Below are 14582 nucleotides of genomic sequence, written 5' to 3'. Positions count from 1 at the left end.
GGCCGTCTACGGATTCATAGCACTACGCCAGATGGCACGCCACGAAATGGCCGCCCGCGCCCTCCTTCAGCGGCGGCGCGCTTTCCGCGCAGCGTGGCTGGGCGATCGGGCAGCGGGTGTGGAAGTGACACCCGGAGGGCGGCTTCATCGGGCTCGGCACGTCGCCCTTGAGGCGGATGCGCTCGCGCTTGAGTTTTGGATCTGGCACCGGCACCGCCGACAGTAGCGCCCTGGTGTAGGGATGCTGCGGGTTGCGGTAGAGGTCGCTGGCTTTCGCGAGCTCGACGATGCGGCCGAGATACATCACCGCGACGCGGTCGGAGATGTGCTCGACCACCGAGAGATCGTGCGCGACGAACAGATAGGTCAGGTTCAGCTCGGCCTGAAGGTCCTCCAGCAGGTTGATGACCTGGGCCTGGATCGACACGTCGAGCGCGGAGACCGGCTCGTCGCAGACGATCAGCTTCGGCTCGACCGCGAGCGCGCGCGCGATCACGATGCGCTGGCGCTGGCCGCCGGAGAATTCATGCGGATAGCGCCGCATGTGCTCGGCCTTGAGCCCGACCTTGACCAGAAGCCCCGCAACGCGCTCCTCGCGCTCTTTCGAGGAGGAGGCGAGATTGTGGATGGTAAAGGCCTCGCCGAGAATGGCCCCGACCGTCATGCGCGGATTGAGCGAGGCGAACGGATCCTGGAACACCAGCTGCATGTTCCGCCGCATCGCGCGCAGATCGTTGCCGCCGAGCTTGCGTACGTTCTGGCCGTCGAAGGTGACCTCGCCGTCGGTCGGCTCGATCAGGCGCAGCACGCAGCGCCCGGTCGTCGACTTGCCGCAACCGGATTCGCCGACGAGGCCGAGCGTCTCGCCGCGGTTGACCGAGAACGACACGCCGTCGACCGCATAGACGGTGCCGACCTGGCGCGACAAGAGGCCGCCGAGCACCGGGAAATGTTTCTTCAGGCCGCTGACGCGGAGCAAGGGCTCGCTCATGACGCGGCTCCCACGCTAGTATCTCCGAGATGACAGGCCATGCGGTGACCGGGCGCGATCTCGCGCAGCAGCGGCTCCTTCTCGGTGCAGACATTCATGGCGAACTTGCAGCGCGGCGCGAAGCGGCAGCCGGCCGGCGGGTTGATCAGGATCGGCACAGAGCCGCCGATCGCCTCGAGCCGCGTCTTGTGCTCGCTGTCGAGATCGATGCGCGGGATCGAGCGGATCAAGCCTTGCGTATAGGGGTGACGGGGATCGCCGAAGAGATCGTCGACGGGCGCCTCCTCCACCACCTTGCCGGCATACATCACGACGACGCGCTGCGCGGTCTCGGCGACGACGCCCATGGCATGGGTGATCAGCATCACCGCCATGCCGAAGCGGTCCTTCATGTCCTGCAACAGGTCGAGGATCTGCGCCTGGATGGTGACGTCGAGCGCGGTGGTGGGCTCGTCGGCGATGATCAGCTTCGGCTTGCAGGCGAGCGCCATCGCGATCATCACGCGCTGGCGCATGCCGCCGGAAAACTGATGCGGATAATTGTGCACGCGGCCTTCGGCGTTCGGGATCTGCACCAGTTTCAGCATCTCGATGGTGCGCTCGAGCGCCTGTTTCCTGGTCACCGCTTCGTGCCGCCGCAGGCTCTCTGCGATCTGCTCGCCGATGGTGAGCACCGGATTGAGCGAGGTCATCGGCTCCTGGAAGATGAAGCCGATCTCCTTCGCCCTGATCTCGTCGAGTTGGTTGCTGGTCAGCGGCACCAGATCGCGCCCCTCGAAGATGATCTGGCCCGCCGCGATCCGGCCCGGCGGCATCGCGATCAGCTTCAGGATCGACATCGCGGTCACGGTCTTGCCGCAGCCGGATTCGCCGACGACGCAGAGCGTCTCGCCCTTGTTGATGGAGATGTCGACACCGTCGACGGCCTGGAGGATGCCGTCATCCGTGGAGAAGTGGGTTTTCAGGCCCTTGATCTCGAGCAGCGGCGCCATCAGATCACCCGTCGCGCATCGAGCGCGTCGCGCAGACCGTCGCCGATGAAGTTGATGGCCACCACCGCGACGAAGATCGCGCCGCCCGGAAACAGCGCCCAGTGCGGACCGATGTCGAGAAAATCCTTGGCGTCAAACAGCAGCCGGCCCCAGGTCGGGGTATCCGGCGGGAAGCCGAGGCCGAGGAAGGACAGCGTCGATTCCGCGATGATCGCGGCGGCGACGTCGATGGTGCCGGCGATGATCACCGGGCCGACCGCATTGGGCAGGATGTGCCGTACCACCTGCCGCACCGGACTGGCACCGAGCGCACGGGCGGCTTCGACGAACTCCTTTTCGCGGAGCGACAAGAACTGGGCACGCACCAGCCGGGCCACCGGCATCCAGCGCAGACCTCCGATCACGAGCACGATCAAGATGAAGATGCCGCCTTCGGGCCCGAACACCTGCTTCAGCCCGTCGCGGAACAGATAGATCAGCAGCAGCAGCAGCGGCAGCTGCGGCAGCGACAGGAACAGGTCGGTGAGCCACATCAATCCGTGTCCGAGCGCGCCGCGCGACATACCGGCGAGCGCGCCGATCACTGTGCCGATGATGACAGCGACCAGCATCGCGGCGAGCCCGACCGCGAGCGAGATGCGGCCGCCATAGATCATGCGCGCCAGAATGTCCTGGCCGAGATCGTCGGTGCCGAAGGGATGGGCGAGCGACGGACCCTGCAGGCCCGCGACGATGTCGATCTCGTTGATCTTCACACGCCACACGAACGGCCCAAGCACGACGGCGAGCACCAGGATGAGGAGCAGGACAGCGCTGACCACCGCGAGCCGGTGGCGGCTGTAACGCCGCCATGCTTCGCGCCAGGGCGAATAGGCGCGCCGCTCAGCGGAGGGAGATGCGAGGGTCAAGCCAGCCATAAAGCACGTCCGCGATGAGATTGAACAGCACCACGAGGCACGCGAAGACGAAGGTGACGGCCATCACCACCGGCGTGTCGTTGGAAAGGATGGAGGAGATCAGCAGCGAGCCGATGCCGGGAATACGGAAGATCTGCTCGGTGACGATGGCGCCGCCGAACACCGCGGGCATCTGCAACGCGATCAGCGTGACCACGGGGATCATGGCGTTGCGCATCACGTGCTTGATGATCACCGTGGTCTGGCCGAGGCCCTTGGCCCGCGCCGTGGTGACGTAATCGAGCCGGATGACGTCGAGCATCGCCGAGCGCACGAAGCGCGTCATCGATGCCGCCTGGAACAGGCCGAGCACCGCCACCGGCATGATCGCCTGACGGATCATCTCCAGCACCCAGCGGATGCCGGTGGCCTTGATGTCGGTGGTGTAGACGAAAGGCAGCCAGTCCAGCGTGACCGAGAAGATCAGGATGAACAGGATACCGGTGAAGAAGGTCGGCAGCGAGAAGCCGACGAAGGCGAGCGTATTCGCGATCTGGTCGAACAGCGAATACGGCCTGGTCGCGGCATAGACGCCGACCGGAATCGCGATCAGCAGCGCCAGGATCTGCGCCGAGCCGATCACGTAGAGCGTGGCGGGCAGGCGCTGGAGGATCAGCGTGTCGACGTTCATCCGGCTGACGAAGGAGAAGCCCCAGTCGCCGTGCAGCATGGCGTTGAGCCAGTGCAGGTAGCGGAGGTAGATCGGGTCGTCGAGACCGAACTTGGCCCGGAGTGCCGCCTGCACTTCGGGCGGCACGTTCGGATTGGTGGCCAGTTCGGAGAACGGATCGCCGGGCGCGAGCGCAAGCACGACGAACAGCACCAGCGAAATCGCCAGCAGGCTCGGAACGGCGATCAGGAGGCGACGCAGGACATACTGACTCATAGGGAAGAATCCCGTCTAGCCTGCGCTCATGCCTCCCGGTACCAGTCCTGAAGGTTATCGGTCCGATTGGCCCAGCCCGAGAGCGCCGGCCGCAACGTGTTGGAGCAGGCATCCACCAGCAGGCGATGCATCACCGGAATGAACACGGTGTCCTGCCACAACAGGTCGTTGCACTTGATGTAGAGCGCGGCGCGCTTGACTGGATCGGTCTCGGTCTCAGCCGCAGCAATGGCGTCATCATACTCCTTGTTGACGTAGCGCGGGAAGTTCTGCCCCTGCCATTTGTTCTCCTTGGTGGCCACATTGGCGGAGATGTAGCGCCGCATGTGCAGGGCCGGATCGGGCTGCGTCATCGGGATCTGGAACTCCTCGATGTCGGCATAGAACTTCGGATAGGTGTCCGGGTTGGCGACGTCAGACGAGAAGAAGACCGAGGCGACGACCGATTTCAGCTCCACGTCGATGCCGGCCTTCTGACAGGCCTGCTTGACGATGGCCTGGGTCTTCTGGCGCGGACCGTTGGTCGAGGTCTGGTACAGAAGCTTGAATTTCTTGCCGTCCTTCTCGCGGATGCCGTCGGCGCCGACCTTCCAGCCGGCGTCATCGAGCATCTTCGACGCCTTCTCGATGTTGAACTCCCACGAGGTGTTCTTGGAGACGAACTTCTCGGGGCCGTTGAGGTAGTTGGCCGTGGTGCGGCCGGCCCGACCATAGATCGCCTTCTTGACGGAGTCGCGGTCGACGAGCAGGGCGAGCGCCTTGCGCACGTTCGGATCGGAGAAGATCGGGTGCTTGGTCTTCATCGAGGACCGTTCGCCGTCGATCTCAGTGTTCGGATCGGTGAAGTTGATCGCGATGAACTCGATGTCGCCGCCGGTGGCATAGACGGTCTTGCCCTTCCCGCCCTTCTCCAGACGCAGCAGCACGTCGTCTTCGACCTGCATGTTCCAGGCGAAATCGAATTCGCCGGTCTGGATCACCGCGCGCGCCGCCGAGACGGCATCGCCGCCGCCCTTCATCTCGATCGTGTCGAAATGCGGACGGTTGGGCATGTGATAGTCGGGATTGAGCTCGCCGCGGACCACATCGCCCGGCTTGAACTCGACGAACTTGTAGGGACCGGTGCCCACCGGGGCAAGATTGTTCGGCGCCTCGCGGGACTTCGAGCCTTTGTAGTCGGCAAACAGATGCTTGGGGAGAACGCATCCATAAGCGCCGACGAACGCGTTGGCCCAGAACGGCGTCGGGGTCTTGAACAGGATGCGAATCGAAAGATCGCTGACCTTCTCGACCGTGATGTCACCATAGGTGCTGATGCTGACGGCAGCCGTGGCGGGATCGCTGGCGTATTGCCAGGTGAACACGAAGTCGTCGGCAGTCAGCGGCTTGCCATCGTGCCATTTGACTCCCGGCTTGATTTTCCAGACCACCGATTTGGCATCGGCGGCGAGACCGCCGTTTGCAAGCGAGGGAATCTCTGCCGCGAGGATCGGGTTGAGATTGCCGTCGGCGTCCCAGCTGGCGAGCGGTTCGTAGAAAAGCCGCGATCCGTCCTGGTCCTTGGTGCCGGTGGCGAAATGAGGATTGAGCAGCGTCGGCCCCTGCCACCACAGCACCTTGAGAGGGCCGCCGCCCCCGCGCTTGGTCGGCTTGTAGACCGCGGGGCTCTGCGCCATGGCAACGCCGCCGAGCGCGAGGAGCTGGTTGGCGAGGGGAGCGGTGAGACCGACCGCGGCGAGGCGCTTGACGAAGGCGCGGCGGTCCATCCGCCCGTCCTTCACCTGACCGATCATCGAACGCAGCTCTTTGTCCAGCATGGTTGTCCCCCGTCTGGTTCCGACATGGATGCAGGCGGCCGCTCGCGACCGCCGGGTTTGGCTGGCGGTAGATGGCACACCGAATGGGGTGCACGTCAACTGGGACCGTGTGTATGCAAACGGTCTATTGGCTGTCCGTTGGGCAAAATTGCGCTCCGCAGCCCATCCGTTCGGCAATCCAGCATCAAAATCTGCTGGATAGCGCGCTGCACTGCGGAAAATTTGTTCGCTGGATCAGACGAAGTATCGAGGCGAATTCCTACGCCACGGACATGTCGAGCGGCGGCGCGACGTGATCCGGCAACGGACAGACGTAAGGAGTGCGGGCCGTCCGCTTCTGGAGATCCGCCTTGGCAACCTTGATCAGCTCCGGTTCCGTCAACGCCTTGATGCCGAGACCTGCCATCGCCTTGGCGGCCTGCACCATGGCCTTGTGCGCGTGCGGGCTCTTGCCCTGCGCCACCACCTGCCAGGTGTGGAAGGGCGTGCCGATTGCAACCGTCGGTGCGTGCACCTGCACGGTCGGCACCACCCAGCTCACGTCGCCCACATCGGTGGAGCCGACCAGCGGATTGCGCTTGGCATCGAGCGGCACCAGGAAGTCGGCCAGCGGCCGATCGGTCGGCTCCATGCCGATCGCGTAATAGACCGAGGCGATATCCTTGTCGCTCAAGGTCGCACGGATCTGGCCGGCAAAGCTCTTGTCCGCATCGTCGAAATGCGGCGGTCCGAGCTCTTCCATGACCTGATGCAGCGCCTGCTCCAGCGGCGTGTTGGGCAGGATGTTGGAGACCGCGGAGATGATCTTCATCTCGACCTTGGTCTCGGTCATCAACGCCGCGCCTTGCGCGATCTTGGACACACGCTCGACCAACTCGTCCATGCCGGGAAGATCGCGCGCGCGGATCGAATAGCGCACGCGGGCATGGGCCTGCACCACGTTCGGCGCGATGCCGCCGGTGTCGAGCAGGGCATAGTGCACGCGCGCGTCGCTCGGCATGTGCTCGCGCATGTAGTTCACGCCGACATTCATCAATTCCACCGCATCGAGCGCCGAACGGCCGAGATGCGGCGAGGCCGCCGCATGCGAAGTGCGGCCGGTGAAGATGAAATCCGCGCGCGTATTCGCAAGCGAGGGCGTTACCGCCACCTCCCAGAAGCTGTGCGGGTGCCAGGTGATGGCGATGTCGGCGTCCTCGAACGCGCCGGAGCGCACCATGAAGGCCTTGGCCGCGCCGCCTTCCTCCGCCGGACAGCCGTAATAGCGCACGCGGCCGGGCACCTTGTTCTCGGCCAGCCAGTCCTTCACCGCGGTCGCGGCGAGCAGCGCTGCGGAACCGAGCAGGTTGTGACCGCAGCCATGGCCATGGCCGCCGGTCTCGATCGGGCGATGCTCGGCGACACCCGCCTCCTGGCTGAGGCCCGGCAGCGCATCGTACTCGCCCATGAAGGCAATGACCGGACCGCCCTCGCCCCACTCGCCGATCAGCGCAGTCGGGATGCCGGCGACGTTCTCGGTGATGCGGAAGCCCTGATGACGGAGCTCGGCGAGATGCTCGGCGGCGGACCGCGCCTCGGTGTAGCAGACCTCAGGCATGCCCCAGACCCTGTCGCTGAGGTCGATGAAGCGTGCCTTGATCGTGTCGATGCCACGCCAGATGTCGCTGCGGTTGTCCATGCTTGTCGTCCGTGATCCCTTGGTCAAACGAGGCGGCAATGGTTAGCAGCTTCACTGCACGGCGCCTAGCGCCGCGCCGGACAGCAGCCATGCGCCGGATCAGATGACGATGTGTTTCCAGGCCTTTCCAAGATTTCACGCGGCGTTCTCCCGAATAGTTGGGAACGAGGCTTTCAAGACGGCCTGCTCCGGCCTAAATTAGGCGTGCTTCGCGCGTCGCTCCGCCAGCCTTGCCGGAGCGATGCTCTCAGCCAGGAGAACTCCATGAGCGCTCTGACCGAATGGAGAGTGCCGCCGGCGAACCAGCCGCGGGCGAGCGACTATGGTTTCGATCTCGACCGCGCACTCGGCTCCGTCGTCGGCCTGCACGCCATCATCCCTCCGGACGCCTTCAGTGCCGAGACGCTGGGCACCGAACGCGCCGGCAACGGCGTCGTGATCGATGAGGGCCTGGTGCTCACGATAGGTTATCTCATCACCGAGGCAGAGTCGGTCTGGCTGCACCGCGCCGACGGACGAGTGGTGGAGGGCCATGCGCTCGGCTTCGATTCCGAGACCGGGTTCGGGCTGGTGCAGGCGCTCGGCCAGCTCGACATTGCGCCGCTGCCGCTCGGTTCGTCGGCGGCGACACGAATCGGCGACCGCGTCGTGGTCGGCGGCGCCGGCGGACGCACGCGCTCGGTCGCGAGCCAGGTCGTGGCCAAGCAGGAATTCGCCGGTTACTGGGAATATCTGCTGGACGAGGCCATCTTCACCGCTCCCGCACATCCGAACTGGGGCGGTACGGCGCTGCTCAACGAACGCGGCGAGCTGATCGGCATCGGCTCGCTCCAGCTCGATCGCGAACGTGACGGCGAGGCCGAGCACGTCAACATGATCGTGCCGATCGACCTCCTGAAGCCGGTCCTGGAGGACTTGCGCAAGTTCGGCCGTGTCAACAAGCCGGCACGACCCTGGCTCGGACTCTACTCGACCGAGATCGACAACCGCGTGGTGGTGATCGGGATCTCCGCCAATGGCCCGGCCGCCCGCGCCGAGCTCAAGACCGGCGACGTCATTCTCGCCGTGAACGGTGACAGGGTGACGAGCCAGACCGCCTTCTACAAGAAAATGTGGGCGCTCGGCGCCGCCGGCGTCGACGTGCCGCTCACCGTTCATCACGAAGGCGTCACCTTCGACGTCACCGTGACGTCGACCGATCGCTTCAAGCTCCTGAAGGCGCCGAAGCTGCACTGATCCAAAAGGCTTTGAGGAAGCGGGCGATGACCGAGGCCGTGGTGGACGACATCGTGGCCGTGCTGCCGCCGCTGCTCAATGCGCTGGAAGCGCTCGGCTTCTTCCAGCGGCATCTGCATCCACCGGCCTTCGCCTCGGTGATGGATGCGATCGGCACGCCGGACGAGGCGCTGCAGGCGGCGCACGCAGCAATCGGGGACTGGCCGGAGCAGTTCGGAGGCTTGCGCGAGCGGCTCGATCGCGCCTGCGGCGAGACGCTCGCTGCCTTTGCCGGCATTCGTGAGGTCGAGCGTGGCCATGGCGATCTCGTCGCGGTGTTCCGCGCGCTGCGCCTTGTCCCGCGCGCGCAGGAGGCGCTCTATCCGCTGGCAGCGCAGTTTCCGCCGGTGAGCAGCTTCTTCCTCAACGCCGCCAAACGCGACAATGCGGATTTGTTGTCGCGGCTCCAAGCCAGCGCGGGCGAAGATACCGGCATCTTCCACGACCACAACGAGCCTGGCAGCCGCGGCGGCTTCTCGGTCTATGTCCCCGAATATTATGCGCCCGAGCGTGCCATGCCGCTGGTGATGGCGCTGCATGGCGGCAGCGGCAACGGACGCGGCTTTCTGTGGAGCTGGCTCCGCGACGCCCGCACTCTCGGGTCGATCCTGGTGGCGCCGACCGCGACCGGCCCGACCTGGGCGCTGATGGGCGACGACACCGACACACCGAACCTCATGCGCATCATCGATACTGTACGCGGCCGCTGGCGCATCGACCCCTCGCGCATGCTGCTGACCGGCATGAGCGACGGCGGCACCTTCTGCTACGTCACCGGCCTCGACGGCGCCTCGCCCTTCACGCATCTCGCCCCGGTTGCGGCGACCTTCCATCCGCTGATGGCGGAGATGGCCGACGCAACGCGCCTGCAAGGCTTGCCGGTCTTCACCACTCACGGCAAGCTCGACTGGATGTTTCCGGTGCAGACCGCACGGCAGACGCAGGCGGCGCTGTCCGCCGCCGGTGCCCAAGTCACCTATCGAGAGATCGACGACCTCAGCCACACCTATCCGCGCGAGATCAATGCGGAGCTGATGGAGTGGCGGAATGGAGAATGAACAACCTCACTTGGATGCGCCGCATAGTCGCGGAACCATCACTCCGGGCCGACGTTATCGCCCGTCACCGGAGGTTCGCCATGCAGACTTTTTTCGGAATGATCCTGGGCGCGTTGCTGCTTGCGGGCGGCGTCTACGTCTATGATTCCATGCAGACGTCGTCAGTCGCCAAAGGCGACATCGCGACCACCAACCGAACGATCGTGAACTGGGACGTCGCCAAGGCCGATTGGGATGCGCTGCGCGATCGCGCGCACAAGGACTGGGTCCGGATCTCGTCGAAGTAATTTCGTCCGATCGACATGAACGAGGCGCCGTCGCAGACCCGCGACGGCGCCTTTGTATTGCGTCCTGAAATATCGCCGGCTCAGTTCATCTTGGCCTTGCGGGCGTCGGCGATGACCTGCTCGAACTCGGTCATGCTGAGCACGCCGGGCACGCGATACTTGCCGACGATGAAGGACGGGGTGCCCTGGAAGCCGAAAGCTTCAGCCTGCTCGTTGTTGCGCTTGAGGATGGCGTCGATGTCCTTGGCGTGGCCGGTGAGATCGCGCTTCAAGCGGTCCATGTCGACCCCGGCAGCCGCGAGCAGCTCGTTGATGCGCGGCTCGGTCAGGCGCGAGCTGACGCCGATCAGGGCGTCATGGGCCTGGTGATACTTGCCCTGGAACTTGGCCGCCAGCGCGCTCCGCGCCGCGGTGACCGAAACCGGCCCGAGGATCGGCCAGTCCTTCATGACCAGCCGCACCTTGCCGTCGTCCTGGACCACCTGGCGCAGCTCGGGCTCGAGCTTGCGGCAATAGGGACAATTGTAGTCGGACCATTCGACGATGGTGATGTTGCCGTCGGGATTGCCTGCGACCGGCGTGTCGGGATCGCGCAGCACCTTGGCTTCGGTCAGCACCTCGTCATCGCCGGTGGCGGCGCGCGCCGAAACGATCCCACCCACGGCGAGAGCGCCCGCTCCGATCAGCGTCAAGGCTGCGCGCCGGCTCGGCCCAAGGCCATTATTCCCAAATCCAGTCATATCGTCCCGTTCCGGTCCCGTCTTGCGGATATACGCCCGCGCACCGGTCATTGTTACGGGTCATATAGAATGCCGCGGGCGCGATTGCCACGCGAATCGCGTCCGGCTCGACTAAGCCGCCGGCAGCATCGCCATCAAGGTCCCGCTCATCATGGCGATCAGCGTGGTCTTGCCGTCATGCTCGGCGTAGGCCTTTGCCTCGCAGAAGGTCAGCGTGCGGCCGGGCTTGACCACTTCGGCCTTGAAGACGAAACGCTCGCCGCGGGCAGGCGCGAGCAGCGTGGTCTTGAATTCGACGGTGAGGATACCGGCCTCCGCCGGCATCAAGCTGAAGGCCGCAACGCCGCAGGCGTTGTCGAGCCCGGCCGTGATGATGCCGGCATGGATGAAACCATTCTGCTGCGTGAGGGCCGGCGCATGCAGCATCGCCAGCTCGACCTCGCCCGGCGCGAGCCGGACGATCACGATACCGAGCGTGCGCATGGCCGGTTGGGCATCGAACATGGCGATCGCCGCCGCGCGATAGCCCGGGTTTTTCGGCTCGAATGCGGTCATGGCTCACACCTCGGCTGGTTCGGCAAGATGCTTCAAGGCAGCTTCGCGAATGCAATCGGCGAACGGGGCGGACTTGCGGAGCTGACGGTCCATGTGCACGCCGGTGATCTCGCACGTCGCCGCGAGCTCGCCGGTCTCCGCATTCGTCATGTCGTGCCGGAAGCGGATCGACTTGTCCCTGATCTCGAGCAGATGGCTGCGGATCTCGACGATGTCGCCGGCGAGCAGCTCGCGCTTGTAGGCGATGTTCTGCTGCACCGCGGCCATGCCGCGGCCGGAGATGCGCAAATAGCTCGGCGTCAGGCCGAGACGAGCGAACAGATTCCAATTGGCCTCGTCGAACTTGCCGACATACCACATGATGTTCATGTGCCCGACATGGTCGCATTGCCACGGATAGACCGTGCCGCGATAGGTCGCCTCCTGCTCCATCGCATTTCCTCCCGCAATTTCGTCCTTGCTCGTTGATACGGTAGCGTATCAAACCCGTGTCACGTTAGCAATACGGCACCGTATCAAGACCGGGTGAGGCTTTCTTCATGAGCGACGGCAAGGGCGACGTCTGGGTCGAGGCTGGGTTTGCCGAGCTCGCCCGCGCGGGGGTGGAGGGCGTCCGGGTCGAGGTGCTCGCCAAGAATCTCGGCGTCACCAAGGGCGGCTTCTACCGGCGCTTCGCCGACCGCGCCGCACTGCTCGAGGCCATGCTCGAAGCCTGGCGCAAGGGCCGCATCGCCGCGATCGCGCAGCAGACGAGCCTCGACGGACAAGCGCCCCGCGAGCGGCTGAAGGCGGTGATCCAGCTTTATTCCGAGCGGCTCAATCCAGAAGGGATGGCGATCGAGCTCGCGATCCGGCAATGGGCCCGATCGGAGGACAACGCCGCGGCGGCGGTGGCGAGCGTCGACGCGGCGCGGCTCAGGCACGTCGGCGACCTCTATCGCGCAACCGGTCTTGCGGCCGAGGAGGCCGACGCGCAGGCCTTTCTGTTCTACTGCTTCATCTTCGGCCAGAGCCTGTTGTTCGTCGAGAGCGGTCCGCGCAAGCGGTCGCAGCTCGTGGCGAAATCTGCCGAGAAGCTGCTGGACTAAGCATGATCCGGACCCCAAGGGCCGGGTGAGCGCAGGTGTTCTGCCAAGATCATGCGCGAGAATTCAGGCGAATCGGCCGGAGCCTTGCTCCGGCCTTCGCTGCGAAGCTCAGGCGGCGCCCTTCAGCTTCTTGGTGCATTCGCTGTAATAGCCGCCGCCTTTCTGAATCCATTTCAAGCCGCCGTTGCCGTTGGTGGACTTGTTGGCATTGTACTGGTCGACGCAGGTGTGCAGGCGCGCCTTGCCGGGCGTCTCCTTGGCATATTTCGGATCGACCGCGTTTGGGTAGACCGCAGGACCGGCCGGCAGGGCCGGCGCGGCGGCGGGTGCCTCTTCCTTCTTGGCCTGCTTCGGCTCCGCGGGAGCTGTGGGCGCAGCCGCTGTCGGCGCAGCGGCGGGCGTCGCATCGGCACCGCATTGGGCCTTGCGGAAGTCATTCCACTTCATGGTGCCGAGCGAGCCGTCCTTCTTGGCGGCCTGGTACTTCGCGCTGCACTCCTGCGCTGTCAGTGCCTGTGCCGGCGCGCTCGTCAGCAATGCCGCGACACCGGACGCTGCGATCGCATACAACAATTTCGTCTGAATGGTCATCCCTGGGTCTCCTGCTTGATCTTCCCCGACGGAAGTGAATTGAGGATTGCTATCCTAGCGTGCCGGCCGCTTGCGACAAGGATGCGATGGGTTGCGCCGGCAAAATATAGTGATCCTGCCGCTCAACTCATTCATGTCGCGTTCAGCAACGCGAGCCAACGTTCCAGCCCTTCGCAATTCTCGCAAGCAGAGTGCACCACATGACCTTCACGTCCCGCCTCGCCGCCGTTGCTCTCGCCTCCCTGCTCGTCACCGGCACCGCTTTCGCGCAGACCGCCGCGCCGGCCGCCAAGACCGACACTGCCGCCACCGTCGACGACAAGAAGGCAACGAAGGAGCGATCGGCGGAATCGCTGGAATGCTCCAGGCAGGCGGACGCCAAGGGATTGAAGGGGAAGGAGCGCAAGAAATTCCGTCGCGAATGCAAAAAGGAGGCGAAGGCCGGCAGCGCAGTCGCCGCTCCCGCAGCCGACAAGAAATAAGCCCGTCACGATTCCTTCCGAGCCTCCGCGGAAGGCCTCGCGCATTGCGGCATGATGAGCCTGCAATTGTGCGCCTCGCGCTGATTTGCGATAAGGTGGCGTGAAGCACATCACCGCCTCCCTGTCGTTCGAATGGCCGAGCCGTGCCACGATCCTGAGCACGGTGGAGACGCTCGTCATCGGCACCGCCGGCGGCCTTGTGTTTCTGCTCGCCGGCCTTCCCGGCGGGCTGATCTCCGGCTCGATGATCGCGGTCGGGATCGCCGCGATCGCCGGCCGCCAGCTGACCTTGCCGCCGATTTTGACCCAGACCGTGCTGGTGCTGCTCGGCATCTCGCTGGGCTCGGTCGTCTCGCGCCATTTGCTTCAGCAGGTCAGCGCCTACCCCGTCACCATCGGCCTGCTTGCGCTCGCCACGTTCTGCTCCACGTTCGGGTCGAGCTATTACCTCCAGCGCATGCATGGCTGGGACCGCACCTCCGCTTTCCTGGCCGGCAGTCCCGGCGCGCTGTCGCAGATCACGATCCTGGCGGTCGAGCGCGGCGCCGACCTGCCGGGCATTGCGGTGGTGCAGACCATGCGCGTCATGATCCTGACCGCCGCGCTGCCGATGGTGCTGGCGATTGCAGGCGTCACGCCCTCCGCTGCACCGTCGTTGACGACGACCATCGCCTCGCCGCTCGACCTGCTCGAGCTAGCCGCCGCGTCGCTGGCCGCAGCGCTCGTGTTGCGGCTGATCAGGTTTCCCGCGAGCTGGATGTTCGGCGCGATGATCGCCTCGAGCGTGCTGCATGGTGCCGGATGGGTCGAGGGCGGCCTGCCGGACTGGGTGCGTGGCGTTGCGCTGATCGGGATCGGCGCACTGATCGGCAGCCGTTTCGCGCGGATGCGGATCAAGACGCTCGCCGGCCACCTCCGCGCTGCGCTGGGCTCGTTTGCCGTGGCCATCGCCGTCTCCGCCATCTTCGTTGGCATCGTGGCGCTGACCACCCCGGTGAAATTCTCCGACGTCGTCGTCGCCTTCGCGCCGGGCGCGATGGACGCGATGCTGGCGCTGGCCTTGACGCTGCACATCGACCCGATCTTCGTCGGCGCCCACCACCTGTCGCGTTTCGTCTTCGTGACGATCGCAACGCCGGGCATCGTGCACCTGTTCGGGCGCACGCAGGACGACGTGGATGATTGA

The 14582-nt window shown here is 65.1% G+C and carries 16 protein-coding genes; 6 read left to right on the top strand and 10 right to left on the bottom strand.

Features of this window, described 5'->3' with window-relative positions; translation table 11 throughout:
• Nucleotides 1-22: 22 nt before the first annotated feature.
• From GA0061099_RS09440 to GA0061099_RS09415, 6 genes are all read right to left on the bottom strand, one after another.
• Entirely contained in the window at nt 23-991 is a 969-nt protein-coding gene (locus GA0061099_RS09440) for an ABC transporter ATP-binding protein (RefSeq protein ID WP_036020704.1), read from the bottom strand.
• Complete coding sequence (locus GA0061099_RS09435; RefSeq protein ID WP_035996773.1) at nt 988-1983, bottom strand: ABC transporter ATP-binding protein; 996 nt, start codon at nt 1981-1983, stop codon at nt 988-990. The genes GA0061099_RS09440 and GA0061099_RS09435 overlap by 4 nt, the downstream gene beginning before the upstream one ends.
• Entirely contained in the window at nt 1983-2900 is a 918-nt protein-coding gene (locus GA0061099_RS09430) for an ABC transporter permease (RefSeq protein ID WP_035996800.1), read from the bottom strand. Before GA0061099_RS09430 ends, GA0061099_RS09435 begins: the two co-directional genes overlap by 1 nt.
• The gene (locus GA0061099_RS09425; RefSeq protein ID WP_025033623.1) at nt 2866-3825 is read right to left on the bottom strand and encodes an ABC transporter permease; all 960 of its coding nucleotides are present in this window, start codon (nt 3823-3825) and stop codon (nt 2866-2868) included. Before GA0061099_RS09425 ends, GA0061099_RS09430 begins: the two co-directional genes overlap by 35 nt.
• Before the next feature lie 26 nt (nt 3826-3851).
• Nucleotides 3852-5642, bottom strand: coding sequence for a peptide ABC transporter substrate-binding protein (locus tag GA0061099_RS09420; protein ID WP_035996767.1), 1791 nt, complete (start codon nt 5640-5642; stop codon nt 3852-3854).
• Between the two features lie 259 nt (nt 5643-5901).
• On the bottom strand, nt 5902-7320 hold the full coding sequence (locus tag GA0061099_RS09415; RefSeq protein ID WP_036020686.1) for a M20 family metallopeptidase: 1419 nt from the start codon (nt 7318-7320) through the stop codon (nt 5902-5904).
• A 264-nt stretch (nt 7321-7584) separates the two neighbouring features.
• Here GA0061099_RS09415 and GA0061099_RS09410 point away from each other — a divergent pair, with 264 nt between their 5' ends.
• From GA0061099_RS09410 to GA0061099_RS09400, 3 genes are all read left to right on the top strand, one after another.
• Complete coding sequence (locus GA0061099_RS09410) at nt 7585-8556, top strand: S1C family serine protease (RefSeq protein ID WP_036020684.1); 972 nt, start codon at nt 7585-7587, stop codon at nt 8554-8556.
• A gap of 26 nt (nt 8557-8582) precedes the next feature.
• Entirely contained in the window at nt 8583-9653 is a 1071-nt protein-coding gene (locus tag GA0061099_RS09405) for a carboxylesterase family protein (protein ID WP_074447651.1), read from the top strand.
• Nucleotides 9654-9733: 80 nt separating this feature from the next.
• Entirely contained in the window at nt 9734-9940 is a 207-nt protein-coding gene (locus GA0061099_RS09400; RefSeq protein WP_035996755.1) for a hypothetical protein, read from the top strand.
• An 80-nt stretch (nt 9941-10020) separates the two neighbouring features.
• On the opposite strand, the gene GA0061099_RS09395 is transcribed toward GA0061099_RS09400, so the two are convergent.
• The 3 genes from GA0061099_RS09395 to GA0061099_RS09385 all read right to left on the bottom strand — a co-directional run bounded on the left by GA0061099_RS09395 (nt 10021) and on the right by GA0061099_RS09385 (nt 11667).
• Nucleotides 10021-10680: a DsbA family protein gene (locus GA0061099_RS09395; RefSeq protein WP_035996797.1), complete on the bottom strand. Its 660-nt coding sequence runs from the start codon at nt 10678-10680 to the stop codon at nt 10021-10023.
• A gap of 111 nt (nt 10681-10791) precedes the next feature.
• The gene (locus GA0061099_RS09390; protein WP_036020678.1) at nt 10792-11235 is read right to left on the bottom strand and encodes a PaaI family thioesterase; all 444 of its coding nucleotides are present in this window, start codon (nt 11233-11235) and stop codon (nt 10792-10794) included.
• 3 nt (nt 11236-11238) lie between these two features.
• Nucleotides 11239-11667: an acyl-CoA thioesterase gene (locus tag GA0061099_RS09385; RefSeq protein ID WP_035996751.1), complete on the bottom strand. Its 429-nt coding sequence runs from the start codon at nt 11665-11667 to the stop codon at nt 11239-11241.
• A gap of 107 nt (nt 11668-11774) precedes the next feature.
• Between GA0061099_RS09385 and GA0061099_RS09380 the strand changes: the two genes are divergently transcribed.
• Entirely contained in the window at nt 11775-12323 is a 549-nt protein-coding gene (locus GA0061099_RS09380) for a TetR/AcrR family transcriptional regulator (protein WP_035996748.1), read from the top strand.
• Between the two features lie 108 nt (nt 12324-12431).
• On the opposite strand, the gene GA0061099_RS09375 is transcribed toward GA0061099_RS09380, so the two are convergent.
• On the bottom strand, nt 12432-12914 hold the full coding sequence (locus GA0061099_RS09375; protein ID WP_035996745.1) for a hypothetical protein: 483 nt from the start codon (nt 12912-12914) through the stop codon (nt 12432-12434).
• A 200-nt stretch (nt 12915-13114) separates the two neighbouring features.
• Here GA0061099_RS09375 and GA0061099_RS09370 point away from each other — a divergent pair, with 200 nt between their 5' ends.
• A complete protein-coding gene (locus GA0061099_RS09370; protein ID WP_036020676.1) occupies nt 13115-13396 on the top strand; it encodes a PsiF family protein in 282 nt (93 codons plus the stop codon).
• Between the two features lie 100 nt (nt 13397-13496).
• A complete protein-coding gene (locus GA0061099_RS09365) occupies nt 13497-14582 on the top strand; it encodes an AbrB family transcriptional regulator (protein ID WP_036020673.1) in 1086 nt (361 codons plus the stop codon).

It is taken from the genome of Bradyrhizobium yuanmingense (assembly GCF_900094575.1).
In the GTDB taxonomy this organism is placed as follows: Bacteria; Pseudomonadota; Alphaproteobacteria; order Rhizobiales; family Xanthobacteraceae; genus Bradyrhizobium; species Bradyrhizobium yuanmingense.
This window is presented reverse-complemented; position numbering and strand designations above follow the sequence as displayed.